Source organism: Agrococcus terreus (genome assembly GCF_014645235.1).
GTDB classification, from domain to species: Bacteria; Actinomycetota; Actinomycetes; order Actinomycetales; family Microbacteriaceae; genus Agrococcus; species Agrococcus terreus.
In genome coordinates, this window is sequence record NZ_BMLM01000001.1 from 206,327 (window position 1) to 224,005 (window position 17,679).

15 protein-coding genes are annotated in these 17,679 nt (G+C 74.7%); 8 read left to right on the forward strand and 7 right to left on the reverse strand.

Features of this window, described 5'->3' with window-relative positions:
- Positions 1-100 precede the first annotated feature (100 nt).
- Positions 101-415, forward strand: coding sequence for a hypothetical protein (locus tag IEW90_RS01065; protein ID WP_188715127.1), 315 nt, complete (start codon positions 101-103; stop codon positions 413-415).
- A gap of 6 nt (positions 416-421) precedes the next feature.
- Here the strand turns inward: IEW90_RS01065 and IEW90_RS01070 are convergent, their stop codons facing one another.
- On the reverse strand, positions 422-2,116 hold the full coding sequence (locus IEW90_RS01070) for a phytoene desaturase family protein (RefSeq protein ID WP_268236827.1): 1,695 nt from the start codon (positions 2,114-2,116) through the stop codon (positions 422-424).
- A 1,028-nt stretch (positions 2,117-3,144) separates the two neighbouring features.
- Here IEW90_RS01070 and IEW90_RS01075 point away from each other — a divergent pair.
- Both IEW90_RS01075 and fgd read left to right on the forward strand, forming a co-directional pair.
- Positions 3,145-6,636 (forward strand): bifunctional proline dehydrogenase/L-glutamate gamma-semialdehyde dehydrogenase, encoded by a 3,492-nt coding sequence (locus IEW90_RS01075; RefSeq protein WP_373284749.1) that lies wholly within the window; start codon positions 3,145-3,147, stop codon positions 6,634-6,636.
- 63 nt (positions 6,637-6,699) lie between these two features.
- Positions 6,700-7,692 carry a glucose-6-phosphate dehydrogenase (coenzyme-F420) gene (gene fgd, locus IEW90_RS01080; protein WP_188715131.1) on the forward strand — a complete coding sequence of 331 codons (993 nt, stop codon included), beginning with the start codon at positions 6,700-6,702 and terminating at the stop codon, positions 7,690-7,692.
- Positions 7,693-7,949: 257 nt separating this feature from the next.
- On the opposite strand, the gene IEW90_RS01085 is transcribed toward fgd, so the two are convergent.
- From IEW90_RS01085 to IEW90_RS01095, 3 genes are all read right to left on the reverse strand, one after another.
- The gene (locus tag IEW90_RS01085; protein WP_188715133.1) at positions 7,950-9,257 is read right to left on the reverse strand and encodes an FtsX-like permease family protein; all 1,308 of its coding nucleotides are present in this window, start codon (positions 9,255-9,257) and stop codon (positions 7,950-7,952) included.
- Complete coding sequence (locus IEW90_RS13955; protein ID WP_188715141.1) at positions 9,254-10,393, reverse strand: ABC transporter ATP-binding protein; 1,140 nt, start codon at positions 10,391-10,393, stop codon at positions 9,254-9,256. Before IEW90_RS13955 ends, IEW90_RS01085 begins: the two co-directional genes overlap by 4 nt.
- A gap of 196 nt (positions 10,394-10,589) precedes the next feature.
- On the reverse strand, positions 10,590-11,417 hold the full coding sequence (locus IEW90_RS01095) for a hypothetical protein (protein WP_188715143.1): 828 nt from the start codon (positions 11,415-11,417) through the stop codon (positions 10,590-10,592).
- 121 nt (positions 11,418-11,538) lie between these two features.
- Here IEW90_RS01095 and IEW90_RS01100 point away from each other — a divergent pair, with 121 nt between their 5' ends.
- The 3 genes from IEW90_RS01100 to IEW90_RS01110 are packed head-to-tail and all read left to right on the forward strand — an operon-like array spanning position 11,539 to position 13,830.
- Positions 11,539-12,411, forward strand: coding sequence for a CPBP family glutamic-type intramembrane protease (locus tag IEW90_RS01100; RefSeq protein WP_373284691.1), 873 nt, complete (start codon positions 11,539-11,541; stop codon positions 12,409-12,411).
- A 54-nt stretch (positions 12,412-12,465) separates the two neighbouring features.
- Positions 12,466-12,834, forward strand: coding sequence for a VOC family protein (locus IEW90_RS01105; protein WP_188715145.1), 369 nt, complete (start codon positions 12,466-12,468; stop codon positions 12,832-12,834).
- Between the two features lie 48 nt (positions 12,835-12,882).
- Complete coding sequence (locus IEW90_RS01110; RefSeq protein WP_188715148.1) at positions 12,883-13,830, forward strand: nucleoside hydrolase; 948 nt, start codon at positions 12,883-12,885, stop codon at positions 13,828-13,830.
- Between the two features lie 18 nt (positions 13,831-13,848).
- Here IEW90_RS01110 and IEW90_RS01115 read toward each other — a convergent pair whose 3' ends face one another.
- Positions 13,849-14,319 carry a GNAT family N-acetyltransferase gene (locus IEW90_RS01115; RefSeq protein ID WP_188715150.1) on the reverse strand — a complete coding sequence of 157 codons (471 nt, stop codon included), beginning with the start codon at positions 14,317-14,319 and terminating at the stop codon, positions 13,849-13,851.
- Positions 14,320-14,460: 141 nt separating this feature from the next.
- Here IEW90_RS01115 and IEW90_RS01120 point away from each other — a divergent pair, with 141 nt between their 5' ends.
- Positions 14,461-15,402, forward strand: a complete 942-nt coding sequence (locus IEW90_RS01120; RefSeq protein WP_188715152.1) for a DUF368 domain-containing protein — start codon at positions 14,461-14,463, stop codon at positions 15,400-15,402.
- A gap of 40 nt (positions 15,403-15,442) precedes the next feature.
- Here IEW90_RS01120 and IEW90_RS01125 read toward each other — a convergent pair whose 3' ends face one another.
- Positions 15,443-16,609 (reverse strand): MalY/PatB family protein, encoded by a 1,167-nt coding sequence (locus IEW90_RS01125; protein WP_188715154.1) that lies wholly within the window; start codon positions 16,607-16,609, stop codon positions 15,443-15,445.
- A gap of 113 nt (positions 16,610-16,722) precedes the next feature.
- Positions 16,723-17,223 (reverse strand): beta-class carbonic anhydrase, encoded by a 501-nt coding sequence (locus IEW90_RS01130; RefSeq protein ID WP_188715156.1) that lies wholly within the window; start codon positions 17,221-17,223, stop codon positions 16,723-16,725.
- A gap of 36 nt (positions 17,224-17,259) precedes the next feature.
- Here IEW90_RS01130 and IEW90_RS01135 point away from each other — a divergent pair, with 36 nt between their 5' ends.
- Positions 17,260-17,628, forward strand: coding sequence for a nucleoside triphosphate pyrophosphohydrolase family protein (locus tag IEW90_RS01135; RefSeq protein ID WP_229679432.1), 369 nt, complete (start codon positions 17,260-17,262; stop codon positions 17,626-17,628).
- Positions 17,629-17,679 lie beyond the last annotated feature (51 nt).

Sequence of the window (17,679 nt, forward strand, 5' to 3'; positions counted from 1 at the left end):
CCCGGAGGAATCGGGCCGCAGCGGAGGGCCAGCTGGATAGTCCACTCGGCGCACCGCTGAGCGCGGAATCCTCCGGGCACCCGGCGCCTACGCTGGAGGCATGGCCTCCGCTGATCCCGACGTCGAGCGCCGCGTCGCCGTCCTCGGCTGGGTGAGCCTCGGGCTCGCGGTCGCCGCGCTCGTGCTGCTGTTCGCGCCCCTCCCGGTCGCCGACGAGCAGCTCCTGACCCTCAAGGTGGCCGCGCTGCCGCTCTCCGTCGTCGCGGTCTTCATCGCGCTGCGCTCCCGCCGGCTCGTCGTCGCGCACGGGGTCGAGCGCGGCTGGCAGCCGGGCCTCGGTGGCATGATCCTCGGCGGCTTCGCGCTCGCGGCAGCGCTCATCGGGGTCGTCATCCCGATGCTCGCCGCCGGCTGAGGCCGCTCAGGCCAGCTCGGGCCCCAGCAGCTCGAGCGCCGCGTGGGCGGCGTTGTGGCCGCCGATGCCCGAGACGGCGCCACCGCGGCGCGCACCGGATCCGGCCATGAGGATGCGCGCGAACGGCGTCTCGACGCCCCACGCCTCCGCCACCGAGGTGGCCTCCTGCTCGAGCCACGGCCACGACAGGTCGCCGTGGAAGATGTGGCCGCCGGGCATGCCGAGCGCCTGCTCGATGTCGAGCGTCGTGCGCGCCTCGATCGCGGGGGCGCCGGAGCCGTCGGCGAGCAGCAGCGGCTCGATGGGCTCGGCGAGCACCGAGTCGAGCGACGCGACGACCGCCTGCAGCAGCTCCGCCCGCATCCGGTCGTTCGACTCCGCGTCGACGAGCCGGTCGGGCGCGTGGAGGCCGAAGACGGTGAGCGTCTGGGCCCCGGAGGCGCGCAGGTCGTCGCCGAGGATCGTCGGGTCGGTGAGCGAGTGGCAGTAGATCTCGCACGGCAGCGGATCCGGGATGCGGCCGGACGCCGCCTCGCGGTAGGCGGCGCCGAGGCGTTCGTAGCCCTCGTTGATGTGGAACGTGCCGCCGAACGCGGCCTCCGGTGCGACGCCCTCGCGCAGGCGCGGCAGCCGCGACAGCAGCATGTTCACCTTGACCTGGGCGCCCTCGGGGCGCGTCCACCCCTCCGGCCCGTCCTCGCCGAGCAGGCCCGCGAGGACGTGCGGGGCGACGGCCGAGAGCACGAGGTCGAACTGCGCCGTGAGCTCGGTGCCGAGCGGCACCGGGCCGCGCTCGGCCCACGTCACCTCGCCGTCGGGCGTGACGCGCGTCACCTCGACGTCGGTGAGGATGGTCGCGCCGGCGTCGCGCGCCGCGCGCTCGAGGCCGCCCGAGACCTGGCCCATGCCGCCGATCGGCACGTCCCAGTCGCCGGTGCCGCCGCCGATCACGTGGTACAGCAGGCAGCGGTTCTGCTCGAGGCCCGGGTCGTCGAGGGCCGCGAAGGTGCCGATGAGCGCGTCGGTGGCGACGACGCCGCGCACCAGGTCGTGCTGCACGGCCGCCTCGATCGCCTCGGCGATCGGCGCGTCGACGATCTCGCCCCACGCCGAGTCGGCGCCCGCCGCGGCCCGCGCGGCCTCCCGCGTGGGCAGGCGGTCGGTGAGCGTGGGGAAGAGGGATGCGGCGAGCCGCGTCGTGCGGCCGTAGAACGCCGCGAACCCGTCGGCGTCGGCGGCCGCGCCGAGCGCCGCGAACGACGCGCGCGTGGCGGCCTCGTCGCCCGCGTCGACGAGCAGCCCGCGGTCGCTGCCCGGCAGCGGCGTGTACGAGGAGTAGCGGCGTCGCGCGAGCCGCACGTCGAGGCCGAGGTCGCGGATGATGCGCTCGGGCAGCAGGCTCACGAGGTAGCTGTAGCGCGACAGCCGCGCGTCGAGGCCCGGGAACGCCTCGGCCGACACCGCCGCGCCGCCGGGGTGGTGGAGGCGCTCGAGGACGGTGACCTGGACCCCCGCGCGGGCGAGGTAGGCGGCGGCGGTCAGGCCGTTGTGGCCCCCGCCGACGATGGCGACGCTCGGCATGCTCTTGCTCCTCACTGCGCTGGCGCGGTCGGCCCGTTGCGCGGTGGCGCAAGAGTCGTGCGCAGGAGGCCTCCCGGACGCTCGACCGGCAGGGCCGCTCTGCCCGCACGCATACGATATGCGGCATGAGCGACCAGTCCAGGCCGGACGACTTCGACGCCCTCATCGCCGAGGGCATCGAGCGGGCCGACGCCGACCACCCCGCGCCCGAGGCGCCGCAGGCCGACGGCGCGCAGCCGGACGACGGAGCCCAGCCCGACGACGACGCGCTCGTCGTCGACGAGCAGCGCGCCGACGACGCCCCCGACGGGCTCGAGCCGTCGCTCGACACGGGCCCCGCCTTCGAGGTGGACGAGGCGACGCTCGCCGCGGCCATCCGCCCCTACGAGCCGGTCGAGGTGCCCGGCCGCGCGGCCGACGAGCCGCCCCGCGTGGGGTGGTCGCTGTCGCAGGACGTGACGGAGGTGCCGACGGTGCAGATGGACGCGGCGGAGCTGCAGGCCGAGCTGGCCGCCGCCGACGAGACGCCTGTGCCGGCCGATGCTCGCGTGCCCGAGCCGGTGGACGAGGATGCGCCGGTCGAGGTGGACGAGCCGGTCGACGAGGACGAGCCGGTGGCTGCCTCCGAGGCAGCGACCGCGGAGCCGGAGGCCGCGCCCGCCGCCCCCGTGCTCGCGGGCCCGGCCGAGCCGGAGGACGAGCGCACGCGCGTGCTCGACGTGATCTCGGCGGTGCCCTCCGCGCCCGCGCCGGAGGCCGCGCCCGCCGCTCCCGTGGCGACGCCGCCGGCCGAGCCGGTCGAGGAGGCTGCCGTCGAGGAGCCTGCCGCGGCGCCCGCCGCCCGACCCGCCGAGCCGCGTCCTGAGCCGGAGCCGGAGCCTGCCGTCGAGCCGGAGCCGGAGCCGGAGCCGGAGCCGCACCCCGATGCCGCGCCGGAGCCGGAGCCGGAGCCGGAGCCGGAGCCGGAGCCCGATGCAGCACCGGCGCCCGCCGCGGCGTCGCCGGCGCCCGTGCCCGTGATCCCAGCCGCCGCACCTGCGCCGGCAGCCCCCGCGCGGCCGGTCGCGAACCCGCTCGCGCCAGCCGCCTCCTCGACCGCCGCGGCGCCCGCGCCTGTCGTCGTCCGCGATCCGGAGACCGACGACCCGATCGCGCTCGCCGCCGTCCGGCGCGTCGAGCAGTGGCTCGCGCGCCCGCACGACGCGAAGCGCGACGCCTCCGCCCAGCGCCTCGCGGGCCTCCTCAAGGACCCGAACGGCCTCGACTTCGCCATCGGCTTCGTCGACAAGGTGGTCCGCCCCGAGGACCCGGCCGTCAGCGCCCGCAACTTCGATGCGCTGAGCCGCGACATCCCCGGCTTCCTCGACTGGTACCTCAAGCTCGCCATCACCGTCGGCGGCGGCTTCGGCGTGCTCGCGCCCAGGCTGGTCATCCCCATCGCCAAGCGCGCGATGCGCGAGATGGTCTCGCACCTCGTCATCGACGCCACCCCCGGCCGCCTCGGCCGCCCGCTCGCGAAGCTGCGGCAGGACGGCACGCGCCTCAACATCAACCTCCTCGGCGAGGCCGTGCTCGGCGAGGAGGAGGCCGCCGGCCGCCTCGCGGGCACCACCGAGCTGCTGCGCCGCGACGACGTCGACTACGTCTCGATCAAGGTGTCGTCGATGGCGCCGCAGCTGCAGATGTGGGCGTTCGACGAGACCGTCGAGCGCGTCGTCGAGCGGCTGCTGCCGCTCTACCGGATCGCGGCGGAGGCGAGCCCGACGAAGTTCATCAACCTCGACATGGAGGAGTACCGCGACCTCGACCTGACGATCGCGGTGTTCGAGCGGCTGCTGAGCCGCCCCGAGCTCGCGCGCCTCGAGGCCGGCATCGTGCTGCAGGCCTACCTGCCGGATGCGCTGGGCGCCTACCGCCGCCTCGCCGCCTTCGCCAAGGAGCGCCGCGCCCACGGCGGCGCGGGCATCAAGGTGCGCGTCGTGAAGGGCGCGAACCTGGCGATGGAGCGGGTGGACTCAGCCGTGCACGACTGGCCGCTCGCGGTGCTGCCGTCGAAGGCGTCGAGCGACGCCAACTACAAGCGCGTGCTCCGCGAGGCGCTGCAGCCCGAGAACGCCGCCGCGGTGCGCGTCGGCGTCGCGAGCCACAACCTCTTCGACCTCGCCTACGCGGCCGAGCTGGCGCGCCGCCACGGCACGCGCGACCGCGTCGACGCCGAGATGCTGCTGGGCATGGCGGCCGAGCACCGCGTTGCCGTCGCCGAGGAGTTCGCGCACATCATCCTCTACACGCCCGTCGTCCGGCCCGACCAGTTCGACGCCGCGGTGGCCTACCTGATCCGCCGCCTCGAGGAGAACGCCTCGGGCGAGAACTTCATGTCGGGCATGTTCGAGCTCGCCGAGGCGCCCGTGTTCCAGCGCGAGCGCGACCGCTTCCTCGACTCGCTCGCCCTCATGCGCAGCGAGGACGAGGCCGGCGACCCGCGCCCGAACCGCACGCAGGACCGCCTCGGCGACCTCGCCGTCGCCGTCACGAACCCGAAGGGCTTCGAGAACGAGCCCGACACGGATCCGTCGCTCGCGTCGAACCGCGACTGGGGCCGCCAGGTCGTCGCCCGCGCGGGCACGACCGAGCTGGGCCTGCGCACGCTCGACCAGAACCGCATCGACGACCTGCCCACGCTCGAGCGGCGCATCGACCGCGCCGCGCAGGCCGGCGCCCGCTGGGCCGAGCTCGGCGCCGCCCGCCGCGCGAACATCCTGCGCGAGGCGGCCGTCGCCCTCGGCGTCTACCGCGGCCGCCTCATCGAGGTGATGATGGCCGAGACCGGCAAGACGCTCGCAGAGGCCGACCCGGAGGTGTCGGAGGCGATCGACTTCGCCCGCTACTACGCGGAGCAGGCCGTGCTGCTCGAGCAGGTCGAGGGCGCGCGCCCCGTGCCCGTCGACCTCACCGTCGTCACCCCGCCGTGGAACTTCCCCGTCGCCATCCCGTGCGGCGGCGTCACCGCGGCGCTCGCGACCGGCTCCGCCGTCATCATCAAGCCCGCGCCGCAGGCCCGCCGCTCCGCCGCCGTCATGGTGGAGGCGCTGTGGGAGGCGGGCGTGCCGCGCGACGTGCTCGTGCTGTGCGACATGGAGGAGGGCGAGGTCTCGAAGCGCCTCATCACCCACCCGGCCGTCGGCAGGCTCATCCTCACCGGCTCGTCCGAGACCGCGGGGCTCTTCACGTCGTGGCGCTCCGACCTGCCGCTGCTCGCCGAGACGAGCGGCAAGAACGCGATCGTCGTCACCCCCTCGGCCGACCTCGACCTCGCCGCGGCGGACGTCGTGAAGAGCGCGTTCATGCACGCCGGCCAGAAGTGCTCGGCCGCGTCGATCGCGATCCTCGTCGGCTCGGTCGGCGACTCGGAGCGGTTCCGCCGCCAGCTCGTCGACGCCGCCAGCACGCTGCGCGTGGGCACGCCGCTCGACGCGCGCACGCACGTCGGCCCCGTGATCGAGCCCGCGCAGGGCAAGCTGCTGCGGGCGCTCACGACGCTCGAGGACGGCGAGGAGTGGCTGCTCGAGCCGAAGCGGCTCGACGCCGAGGGGCGGCTGTGGTCGCCCGCCATCCGCGACGCCGTGCTGCCCGGCACCGTCACGCACACGATCGAGTTCTTCGGCCCGCACCTCTCGCTCATCGAGGTCGACACGCTCGAGGAGGCGATCGAGGTGCAGAACGCCACCGACTTCGGCCTCACCGCGGGCATCCACTCGCTCGACCCCGACGAGGTCGCCCTGTGGCTCGACCGCGTGCAGGCGGGCAACCTCTACGTGAACCGCGGCATCACGGGCGCGATCGTGCGGCGGCAGCCGTTCGGCGGCTGGAAGCTGTCGCAGGTCGGCCCGGGCGCGAAGGCGGGCGGGCCGAACTACCTGGCGACGCTCGTCGACTGGGAGCCGGTGTTCGCCGAGCCGCGCAAGTCGGTGCGCCTGCACGGGCTCGACCCGCGGGTCGCCGAGCTCATCGAGGCGGCCACCCCGCAGCTCGACTTCGAGGAGTTCGACCGGGTCCGCGCGGGCGCGAACAGCGACGAGGCGGCCTGGGAGGACGAGTTCGGCGTCTCGCGCGACGTCTCGGCGCTCGGCGTCGAGCGCAACGTGTTCCGCTACCGCCCGACCGAGGTGCTCATCCGCCTCGCCGACGACGGCACGACGGGCGAGCTCGTGCGGCTGCTCGCGGCCGCCGCCCGCACCCGCGCGACCGTGCGGATCTCGACGGCCGTCGAGGTGCCGCAGGGCGTGCTGCGGCTCTCGCAGCGCGCGATCCCGCACGTGCGGATCGAGGAGGTCGTCGTCGAGGACGACGCGGCGTTCCGCGCCCGCGTCGCATCCGGCGAGGCGCTCGAGCCGGTGGAGCGGCAGGATGCGCTCGGCATCGACCACGTCGGCGAGCCGGTGCGGCGCATCCGCGTCGCCGGCACCGCCGCGGGGCTCCGGGAGGCGCTCGCGGGCAACCCGCGCGTGGCCGTCTACGACGGGCCGGTGTCGTCGGAGGGCCGGATCGAGCTGCTGCCGTTCCTGCGCGAGCAGGCGATCTCGATCACGGCGCACCGCTTCGGCAACCCCGACAAGGCGTTCCGCGACCTGGCGGTGTAGGCGCGGCCGCTGCCTGATCCCGCCGTGCGCGCGGGGTCAGGCGGCGGTGCTTGACTGATCCGCATGCGGTACGGATACAAGGCCAGCGCCGAGCAGTTCTCGCCCGCCGAGCTCCTCGACCTCGTCGTCCTCGCGGAGCAGGTCGGCCTCGACTCCGCCTTCATCTCCGATCACCTGCAGCCGTGGCGGCACGAGGGCGGGCACGCGCCGAACGCGGTCGCGTGGCTCGGCATGGCGCTCGAGCGCACCGAGTCGATCATGCTCGGCACCTCGGTGCTGACGCCGACCCTCCGCTACCACCCGGCGGTCGTCGCGCAGCAGCTCGCGACGCTCGGGCAGGTGCACCCGGGCCGCCTCATCCTCGGCGTCGGGACGGGGGAGTCGCTCAACGAGCAGGCGATCGGCGTCGAGTTCCCCGACCTGAAGGAGCGCTTCGCCCGACTGCGCGAGGCCGTGCGGGTGCTGCGGCGCCTGTGGACGGACGAGCGGGTCGACTTCGACGGCGACTTCTACGACCTGCACGGCGCGACGATCTACGACCGGCCGGAGCAGCCCATCCCGATCTACGTCGCCGGCGGCGGGCCCGCGACCACGCGGTACGCGGCGCGCTTCGCCGACGGCCACATCTGCACCTCGGGCAAGGGCGACGACTACTACCGCGACACGATCGTCGCCTCCCTCGAGGAGGGCCTCGAGCAGCAGGGGCGCGACTCGGCCGACGTCGACCGGATGATCGAGATCAAGGTGTCGTACGACCGGGATCCGGAGGCGGCGCTCGAGGCGACGCGGTTCTGGGCGGCGCTCTCGCTCACGCAGGAGCAGAAGCACTCGGTGCACGACCCGATCGAGATGCAGCGCCTCGCCGACGAGCTGCCGATCGAGCAGGTGGCGAAGCGCTGGATCGTCGGCTCGGATGCGCAGGAGGTCGCCGACGCGATCCGCCACTACGTCGACCTGGGCTTCACGCACCTCGTCTTCCACGGCCCCGGCCACGACCAGCGGCGCTTCCTCACGCAGTTCGCCGAGGACGTCCTCCCGCTGCTCCCGGCCCGCTGACGCGCGTCGCGGCCCCTCCACCTGGCCGGGCGCACGCTTCCCGTCGCCCAGGGGCCACGTCCTGCTGCTGATCGGTCGCTCCCTGCGACGAGTGGTCGCGTCGTGCTGGGAGTGGTCACCTCCTGCAGCAGGACGTGACCGCTGATCGCGCGGATCGACCAGTCACGAGCAAGCAGTGACCACTGGGCATGAGAGACACGGCGACGGGGCCGAGGCGCGCTGCCTCAGCCCCGTCGCACCCAGGATCCGGATGCGAGCTACGCCGGCGCCCGCTCCGTCGCCACGCGCCGCACGAGCGGCAGCGCGCTCGCCGTCGCGCCGAGCACCGCCACGACCGACAGCGCCGAGATGAGCGCCCACGTGCCGATCGACTGCGGCGACTGCACCCACAGCAGGAAGCTCGGGATGATCAGCAGCAGCGCCACGCCGGCCGCGCCGCCCACGGCCACGAGCAGCGGCAGCGTCACCTGGCGCACGATCGCGGCGCGCATCGTCGGCAGCTCCACGCCCATCCGGTGCATCGCCTGGTGCTCGCGGCGCTGGTCGAGCACCTTGGCCGACTGCGCGATGCCCGCGAGCACGGCGCCGAGCACGCCGGCGATCGCGATGGTGAGCGCGGCGCCCGTGGCCATGTCGATCGACATCTGGTCGACGCCGCCGCTCATCGCGGGCGCGAGGCTCGCGAAGCCGCCCGCCATGACGGCGACCGCCATGGCGCCGACCACGTTGAAGGCGCCCCGCGGGTCGTCGACGACGCGACGGGCCGCGAGCAGCGTCGCGGGGGAGCGGGCACCCTTCGCCACGAGCCACGCGACGCCCTGGATGACGAGCGGGCCGAGGAGCGAGTACGAGAGCACGAGGATCGAGATGAGCGCGATCGAGACGCCCATCGCCACGTCGATGACGCCCATGCCCACGATGAGCACGTACGCGGCCACCGGCACGGCGAACGCGGCGATCCGCCACAGCGAGAGCCGCCTTGGCCGCACCCGCTGCGCGACGCCGAGCGGCGTCACGTGCACGCGCCGCAGCGACGCGAGCGCGGCGCCGAGCGCGATGAGCACGACCGCGCCGATCGCGGCCAGCCACACCCAGGCGGGTGGCAGCAGCTCAGCGGTGGTGAACGGGAGGCCCTGGAACTCGATGCGGGCGATGCCCGGGGTCACGGCGAGGGCGAGCAGCGCGCCGACGAGGCCGCCGACGAGCGCCTGCGAGACCGCGTCGAGCAGCGCCATCGCGCTCACCTGGCCTCGCGTCGCGCCGGCGAGGCGCAGCGCGGCGAGGCGGTCGTCCCGACGGGCGATCGCGAGCCGCACGGCGGCCTGCGCGAGCGTCCACACCGCCGGCAGCAGCAGCGCCGCCGCGACGAACGAGAGCATGAGCACGAAGGATCCGGTGGCCTCGTCGACCGCGCCGGTCTCGTAGCGCAGGCGGAAGGCGTTGACGCCGCCGAGCACCGCGAGCAGCGCGGCGGTGGCGAAGGCGAACGCGACGGCGCTGAGCATGTCGGTCGCGCGGGGGCCGGTGGCGCGGCCGAGCCGCGCCCAGAGGCGCAGGGCGGTCATCGGGCGCCGCCCTGCTGCCAGGCCTGCTGGCCCTGCTGCCCGTGCTGGGCCTGGTGCCAGGCGGCCGGGACGGATGCGGGGTGCGGCGCCGACGCTGCCGGGTTCGGCACGTGGGCGGTGCGGCCCGTCCAGTCCTGCGGCACCTCGGCGGGGTGCGCGGGCACGCCCTGGAGCGTGACGCCGGCGCGCGTGGCGCCGTACGAGGGCGCGGGGTAGGGCTCTGGCTGCGCGGCCGGGCCGGATGCGGGGTGGTCGGACGCGGGATGGGCGGCGGCGCGGTGGGAGGCGGCGTGCGCGGCGGGGTGCGTCGGGGCGACGTGCGGCACGGGCGGCTGCGGGAGGTGCGCCGTCTGCGCCGTGTGCGCGACCTGCGCCGGACCAGCGACGGCTGCCGCATCCGCGGCCCCGGCATCCCGGGCACCCGCATCCGTCCGCTCGTCGCCGACGATCCGGCCGTCCTGCAGGCGCACGATGCGCGAGCACGCGGCCGCGACCTCCGGGTCGTGCGTGACGACGACGAGCGATGCGCCGTGGCCGAGCGTCGCGCCGATGAGGAGGCTCATGACGGCCGTGCCCGTGGCGCTGTCGAGGGCGCCGGTGGGCTCGTCGGCGAAGACGATGCCGGGGCTGCCGACGAGGGCGCGGGCGATCGCGACGCGCTGCGCCTGGCCGCCCGAGAGCTCGCCGGGGCGGCGCGACTCCATGCCGCCGAGGCCGAGGCGCACGAGCAGCTCGGCGGCCTGCGCCTCGGCGCGGCCGCGCGACTGCCCGGCGAGCAGCAGCGGCAGGGCCACGTTCTCGACGGCGGGCAGCTCGGGCAGCAGCTGGCCCGACTGGAAGACGAAGCCGAAGTCGCTGCGGCGGAGGCGCGTGCGCTCGCCGTCGCGCATCGTGGCGAGGTCGCGGCCGCGCCAGGCGACGCGGCCGTCGACGGGGGCGACGATGCCGGCGAGCACGTGGAGGAGGGTCGACTTGCCCGAGCCCGACGGGCCCATGATGGCGACGGCCTCGGGGCCCTCGGCGCCGATCGTGAGCGAGACGCCGTCGAGCACCCAGGGGTGGGTGCCGGGGTCGCCGTAGGCGTGCGCGACGGCGGTGGCGTCCATGCGGTTCGCGGAGGTCTGGGTGGTGTGCATGGCTGCACTCCATCGCGTCGGAGCACCTCGGCGCGAGCGATCCGGCCCTCCTTCCGACCGCGGTCGGACGAGGATCATCCGCTGGGATGACGGGCCGGCCGACCAGCGGATGTCGCGGGCCGTCGTGGCTCGTCCGGCTAGGGCTGGGCGCCGCCCACCCGCCCCGGTCGATGCGGCACCCCCGAGAGGCGAGCGCCTACGGCTCGACGGGCTGTGCCGTGCCGAGGTCCGTGGAGAACGGACTGGCCTGGGACGCCTCGAGCGTCGAGTGGACCACGCCGTCCCGGCGGATCGTGGGGTTGACCGGCTGCCCCGCGGGACGGGCGTCGATCGTCCGGCCCCCGTCGGCGACGGCGATGCTGTCGCCTGCGGCCTCGGCGATCGCGACGTTGATGGGCGATGCGATGAAGTCGCGCATCGTGACGCCCTGGAGGCCGCTCCAGTCGCCGGCGAACGCGGGGACGACGTCGCGGTCGGTGAAGCGACCGTCGTCGATGTACATGCCGCGGGTGCCGTCCCCCTCGGTGTTGCCGATCGCGCCGAGGTAGCGGTCTGACGCGAGGAAGTCGCCGCGCTCGGCGGCGTTCGCGGCGGCGAGCGCGGTCGCGCCCTCCCAGTAGGAGAAGGCCTGCGCGACGCCGTTGCCGCGCTCCCACATGGCGCCCGGGTGCGCGGGGTCGTCCTCGAGGCCGGTGGCGGCCGGCCAGGCGTAGCCGGCCGGCAGGTCGTAGGGGAACGCGCGCACCGCTGCGCGGTACTCGGCCTCGACCGCGTCGAGGTCGTTGGCCCCGCCGCTGAACGAGTGCTCGCGGATGAACGCCTCGACCGACACCGGCTCGAGGTCGTCGATGGTCTCGACGTCGGCGATGTCGACAGGGGCTGCCGTGTGCGCACCGACGACGATCGGTTCCGTGAGCGGATCCGCCGAGGTGTCGAGCGGGGCGTGCGAGCACGCCGCGATCGTCATGGCGGCGGCCGCGACGGGGATGGCGACGGCGGTGCGGAGGCGGAACATGGGTCCCATCGTGGCATCCGAACGGGGTCGAAAGCGAGCGGCTCTCACGAATGCTCTGCAGGGCCTCGGCGCTCTCGAGCGATGCGCCGGCACCCGGCCCCCGCGCAGGCGGGCTCCGTAGGCTGGGCTCGTGACGACCGCCGAGCGCAGCGCCCGGGGCCTCCGCCTGCCGCCGATCGCCGCCGAGGGGGCGCCGACGCATCCGATCGCCATCGTGCCGGCGGCGCTCGTCTCGGCCGGAGCGGTGCTGCTGTTCTGGGTGATGACCGATTGGGGCTACGCGCCGCTCGTCGCCGGCGTCGTCGCCGGCATCCTCACCGACCGTGCCGGCCGCTCGAGCCGCCTCGGCTCCGACCTCGCGATCATCGCGCTCGCGCTCGCGTGGATCAGCACCATCTCGCTCCACGCCGACCTCACCGACGCCGGCATGACGCGGTTCACGATCGCGCTCGGCGGCGCGGTGCTCATCCCGTACGCGATCTCGCGCTGGGGCTACCGCGAGCACGCGGTGCGCTTCCCGTGGGGCGGCGGCCGCTGGAGCCGGCGGATGTTGGTGTACCTTGCCGTCGTCATCGTGCTGGCGTACCTGATCCTGCCGTTCTACTTCCTCACCTCGGGCGTCTACCGCAACTGGCCGGCGGTCGAGGAGGGCGGCGAGATCGCTCGGCTGTTCGTGGGCGTGAACGCCGTCGGCCTGTGGGACGAGCTGTTCTTCATCTGCACCGCCTACACGCTGCTGCTGCGGCACTTCCGGCCGTGGCTCGCGAACCTGCTGCAGGCGGCGATCTTCGTCTCGTTCCTGTGGGAGCTCGGCTACCAGTCGTGGGGGCCGCTGCTCACGATCCCGTTCGCGCTCGTGCAGGGCGCCATCTTCTCCTGGACGAAGAACCTCGCCTATGTCGTCACGGTGCACCTGCTGTTCGACGCGATCGTGTTCCTCGTCATCGTGCACGCGCACCACCAGGAGGCCCTGCCGATCTTCCCGCTCGTCCACGGCTGGTGAGCGGAGGCGCGGGCGCCCTGGCGGATGTCAGGGGCGCCGCGTAGGTTGCGCGGCATGGCAATCGCACGCTGGCCCAACGTCGTCATCGACTGCCCGGACGCGAAGGCGCTCGCGGGCTTCTACGGGGCGCTCCTCGACTGGCCCGTGAAGCCCGAGGGCGACGAGGTCGACGACTGGTACGAGATCCGCGGCGCCGAGGGGCAGGTGATCTGCTTCCAGCAGGTCGACGCCTACCGGGCGCCCGAGTGGCCCGGGCAGGAGCATCCGCAGCAGATGCACCTCGACGTGGTCGTCGACGACCTCGACGAGGCGGAGGCCGCCACGCTCGCGCTCGGCGCGACGAAGCACGAGGTCCAGCCGGGCACGACCTTCCGGGTCTTCCTCGACCCCGCCGGCCATCCGTTCTGCCTCTGCGTCAGCTGAGCGGCCAGCTGCGCCGGCGGCGCGGCCGGCGGCCGTAGGGTCGTCGACGTGACCCTGGTGCTGCTCGACGTCGACACGGGCGTCGACGACGCGCTCGCCATCCTCACGGCGGCGCTCTCGGACTCGATCGAGCTCGTCGGCTGCAGCGTCGTGTGGGGCAACGTCGACGTCGACCAGTGCGTGCGCAACACGGTCGAGGTCCTGCGCATCGCGGGCCACGGCGACGTGCCCGTCGCGCGCGGTGCCGCAGGCCCGCGCGCAGGTGGCCCGGCGGTGCTCGCGCCCGAGGTGCACGGCGACGACGGCCTCGGCGGCTGCGCCGACCTCGGCATCGAGCCGGGGCCGGGCTCCGCGACCGCTGTCGACCTCATCCTGCGCCTCAGCCACGAGCACGCGGGTGAGCTCGAGCTCGTCGCGGTCGGGCCGCTCACGAACCTCGCCGAGGCGCTCGACGCGGATCCGACGCTGCCCGAGCGCATCCGGCACGTCACGATCATGGGCGGCGCGGCCATCGCGCCCGGCAACGTGAGCGAGACGGCAGAGGCGAACATCTGGCACGACCCCGAGGCCGCGCAAGTCGTGCTCGACGCCGCCTGGGACCTCACGATGGTCGGCCTCGACGTGACGATGACCTCGCTCGTCACCGACGCGCACCGCGCGCGGCTCGCCGCAGGCGGCGCCGCCGGCCGGTTCTGCGCGCGCATCCTGGACCACTACCTCGGGTACTACGAGGGGTGGACGGGCGAGCGCGCCTCCGGCAACCACGACGCCCTCGCGCTCGCGGTCGCGACGGGGCTCGTGCGCACGACCCTCTCGCCCGTCGTCGACGTGACGGTCGACTGCACCGACGGGCCCGCCCGCGGTCGCACGGTCGCCGCCCTCGAGGGTGCGTGGGGCGAGTGGCCCGACCGTCCCGGCGCGCGGCACCGCGTGGTGATGGAGGTCGAGCCCGGCTTCGAGGAGCGGATGGTCGACCTCATCGCCGCCGCGCCCTGAGCGCCCGGCGCGATCGCCTCAGTCGAGGCGATGGATCCGCTCGTCGACCTCGCGGCCGAGACCGGCCGCCCAGGAGCGCTCCGCACCCACCTCACGGAAGCCGGCCTTCCGCAGCACCGCCGCCGAGGCGAGGTTGTGGGCCGCGACCCGCGCGTGGAGCGGACGCGTCGTGTCGGCCTCGAGCAGCAGGGCCACGGCTCGCGACGCGATGCCGCGTCCCCACCTCGCGGGGTCGATCCAGTATGAGATCTCGCGGTCGCCCTCCATCGTGAAGCTCGAGGCGGTGCCGACGAGCTCGCCGTCCTCCTCGACGACCAGCAGCAGGTTCGCCGGATCCGACCGGACCCTGGCGTAGTGCTCGTCGGACGCAGGGCGATCGTCGGGGTCGGCCCTGGTGAACGCGGCCATCGCCACGGCCGCGGGGTCGCGCTCCCATCGGAAGACCGCGTCGAGGTCGGCGTCGCTGAGCGGTCGGAGGCGCGTCGTCATGGCAGCACCGTAGGCGCGGCCGCCCACCGCGCGCGAGGCCCGAGCCGAGGCGCACCTGCCAGACTGGACGCTCCGCGCCGACGGGTCGGCGCCCCTCCATCCGCGACCGGCCGCGCGCGCCGCGGTCCGGGGAAGGCTCCGATGCGCGCGCTCCACACTCTCGCCCACACGCTCCGAGGCGGCCTGATCGGCGTCACGGAGCTGATCCCGGGGGTGTCGGGCGGCACGATCGCGCTGCTCATCGGCGTCTACGAGCGGCTCATCGAGTCGGCCGGCGCGCTCGTGCGCGGCGTCGTGCGGGCCGTGCTCGACGTGCCGCGCGGCCGTGGGCTCGCGCGCGCGAAGGAGCACTGGCACCGCGTCGCGTGGGCGACGGTGCTGCCGGTGGGCATCGGGATGGTCGTGGCGGTCGTCGCGATGGCGCGGGTCGTCGCGCCGCTCGTCGAGGCGCACCCGATCACGTCGCGCGCGCTGTTCGCGGGGCTCATCGTCGTCTCGCTGATCGTGCCGGCCCGGATGCTCGGCACGCGCTGGCAGCTGCGCGACGTCGCGCTCGCCGTGCCGGCCGCGGCCGCGAGCTTCCTGCTCACGGGGCTCCCGAGCGGCGGCGAGGCGGAGCCGGGGCCGCTCGGCATCTTCCTGTCGGCGGCGCTCGCGGTCTGCGCGCTCGTGCTGCCGGGCGTCTCGGGCTCGTTCGTGCTCGTCTCGACCGGCATGTACGAGCCGACGCTCAAGGCGCTCAACGACCGGGAGCTCGGCTACATCGGCATCTTCATCGCGGGCGCGGTGGTCGGCCTCGCGCTCTTCGTGCACGTGCTGCTGCGCCTGCTCTCGCACCACCGCCGCGTGACGCTCGCGATCATGACGGGCCTCATGGCGGGCTCGCTGCGGGCGCTGTGGCCCTGGCAGACCGAGGAGCGCGACCTGCTGGCCCCGAGCGGAGACCTGCTCGGGCCGACGCTCTGGTTCCTGCTGGGCGCTGCGATCGTGGCCGGGCTGCTCGTCGCCGAGCACCTCGTGCACCGGCGCTCGCTGGCGGGCGCGGCGGCCGCCCAGGACCGCGCCGCCGACGACGCCGCCTAGGCGGCCGCCGCCCCGCGCGCGCCGCGTCGCGCCGGCCCGGTCACGCGATCGCGCCCATCCGCCGCACGGCCTCCTCGATGACGTCCGGTCGCGTGCCGAGGTTGAAGCGCACCCGGTTCTCGCCGCCGGTCCCGAACGACTCGCCCGCGTTGAGCCCCACGCGCGCCCGCTCGAGGAACGCGGCGGCGGCACCGGTCGAGAGGCCCACATCGCCCGCGTCGGCGCGCGACGCCGCATCCGCCACCCGCGTGCCGCGGCAGTCGAGCCAGGCGAGGAACGTCGCCTCGCCCGGCTGCCACCGGATGCTCGGCGCGTGCCCCGCGAGCAGGCGGGCCAGCAGCGCGCGGTTGCCGCGCAGGCCCGCGATGACCTCGTCGAGCCAGCCGCGGCCGTCGTCGAAGGCGGCGACGTGCGCGATGGTGGCGAGGTGCGAGGGGCCGTGGCTGACGACCTCGGCGAGGTGCTCGAGGTCGCGCGCCTCCGCCCCCGGGACGATGAGCGCGGTGCGCAGGCCCGCGAGGTTCCAGGCCTTCGAGGCCGAGGTGATCGAGAAGCCCTGCGGATCGACGCTCCAGTAGGGCGTGAACGCGGCGTCGAAGACGATCGGCGCGTGCACCTCGTCCGAGATGACGCGCACGCCGTGGCGCGCGCACACCTCGGCCACGGCCTCGAGCTCCGCCCGGGTGTGCACGGTGCCGGTGGGGTTGTGCGGGTTGCAGAGCAGCAGCACGCCGCCCGCCTCGCCGACGCGCGCGCACGCATCCTCGATCGCGGCGACGTCGAGGCGCAGGTCGTCGCCGAGCGGCGCCTCGAGCACGGTGCGCTCCGCGTGCTCCGAGTAGGCGTGGAACGGCGGGTAGACAGGGCTCGTGACGATCACGTTGCCGCCAGGGCGCGTGAGCAGCCGGATGAGCTCGAACGCGCCCTGCATGACGTCGGCGACGAGCGCCGTGCGGCCGGGATCGAAGGAGGCGCCCCAGCGGTCGTCCGCGAAGCGCGCGAAGGCCTCGGCGTAGGCGTGCCCGTGCGGGTAGCCGGTGTCGCCGCGGCCGAGCGCCTCGGTGATCGCCGCCGTGATCGCGGACGCGGGCAGCACGTCCATCTCGGCCACCCACATCGGCAGCACGTCGGGCTCGAACCACCGCCACTTGATGCTCGTGCGCTCGCGGAGCGCCTCGACGGTCACCTGCTCGAACGGGTTCGCCATGCCCCGATCCTCCCAGCCCGACGTACCGACGGCGCTGCACCTCAACGGCTCTGCGCGCACCGCGACCCGCCTCAGGCGGGTCAGCTGCGCAGAGCCGTTGAGATCGGGAGGCGTCAGGCGACCTGGTCGAGGAGGCCCGAGTCGACGTCGTAGAGGAAGCCGCCGACCTTCACGCGGTCGCCGATGAGCGGGTGCGACGAGACGCGGTGCACGTCGGCCGTGAGCGCCTGGCGCTGATCGTCGATCGCGCCGAGGTCGAGCCAGGAGGCGTCCATGCCGGCGGAGGCGCCGAGGGCGGCGATGAGCTCGTCCTCCGACTTCGACGCCATGGCGCAGCGCGTGTGCTGCACGACGAGCACGCGCTCGACGCCCAGCAGGTGCGTGGCGAGCACGAGCGCCACGAGGGCGCGCTCGGTGACGCGGCCGCCCGGATTGCGCAGGATCTTGGCGTCGCCCGGCACGAGGCCGATCATGCCCAGCGGGTCGAGCCGCGAGTCCATGCAGGTCACCATGGCGACGCCGGCGCGCGCGACGCCGTCGAAGCCCTGGAGGTCGAAGGAGGCCGCGAAGTCGCGGTTGTGCGCGAGGAGGTCCTCGAACGATGCGGAGTCCATGCTCCGAACCTACGCCCGCGTGCGAGCATGGGCCACATGGAGCTCCGCGCCCTCGCCCAGCAGATCGACGCGATCTCGCGCCGCTACGCCGACGTCTACGGCTTCGAGCGCGACGCCGACTGGCTGGTGCTGAAGCTGCAGGAGGAGGTCGGCGAGGTCGTGCAGGCGTGGCTCGCGAAGACCGGGCGGCAGCGCGACAAGGGGCACTCGCCCGAGGAGATCGACCGCCGCTTCGCGCTCGAGCTCGCCGACGCGGTGGGGATGCTGCTGGCGCTCGCGGAGGCGACGGGCGTCGACATCGAGCGCGCGGTCGACGAGAAGTGGCTCGTCTGGGACCGCCGCGTCTCGCAGCGCACCGGTGAGTCCGACGAGGCCTGGCGGGCGCGCACGGCCGATCCCGCGTAGCGGAGTCCGGATGGACCGCCCGCCGCGCGCTCAGTCGCCGCGGGTAGCCTG

What these genes read in the sequence shown, in the direction of transcription:
- IEW90_RS01105 (WP_188715145.1), top strand. Translation starts at nt 12,466, where the DNA reads ATGGCAATCGCACGCTGGCCCAACGTCGTCATCGACTGCCCGGACGCG.
- IEW90_RS01115 (WP_188715150.1), bottom strand. Translation starts at nt 14,319, where the DNA reads ATGACGACGCGCCTCCGACCGCTCAGCGACGCCGACCTCGACGCGGTC.
- IEW90_RS01065 (WP_188715127.1), top strand. Translation starts at nt 101, where the DNA reads ATGGCCTCCGCTGATCCCGACGTCGAGCGCCGCGTCGCCGTCCTCGGC.
- fgd (WP_188715131.1), top strand. Translation starts at nt 6,700, where the DNA reads ATGCGGTACGGATACAAGGCCAGCGCCGAGCAGTTCTCGCCCGCCGAG.
- IEW90_RS01120 (WP_188715152.1), top strand. Translation starts at nt 14,461, where the DNA reads ATGCGCGCGCTCCACACTCTCGCCCACACGCTCCGAGGCGGCCTGATC.
- IEW90_RS01125 (WP_188715154.1), bottom strand. Translation starts at nt 16,609, where the DNA reads ATGGCGAACCCGTTCGAGCAGGTGACCGTCGAGGCGCTCCGCGAGCGC.
- IEW90_RS01085 (WP_188715133.1), bottom strand. Translation starts at nt 9,257, where the DNA reads ATGACCGCCCTGCGCCTCTGGGCGCGGCTCGGCCGCGCCACCGGCCCC.
- IEW90_RS01095 (WP_188715143.1), bottom strand. Translation starts at nt 11,417, where the DNA reads ATGGGACCCATGTTCCGCCTCCGCACCGCCGTCGCCATCCCCGTCGCG.
- IEW90_RS13955 (WP_188715141.1), bottom strand. Translation starts at nt 10,393, where the DNA reads ATGCACACCACCCAGACCTCCGCGAACCGCATGGACGCCACCGCCGTC.
- IEW90_RS01135 (WP_229679432.1), top strand. Translation starts at nt 17,260, where the DNA reads ATGGAGCTCCGCGCCCTCGCCCAGCAGATCGACGCGATCTCGCGCCGC.
- IEW90_RS01130 (WP_188715156.1), bottom strand. Translation starts at nt 17,223, where the DNA reads ATGGACTCCGCATCGTTCGAGGACCTCCTCGCGCACAACCGCGACTTC.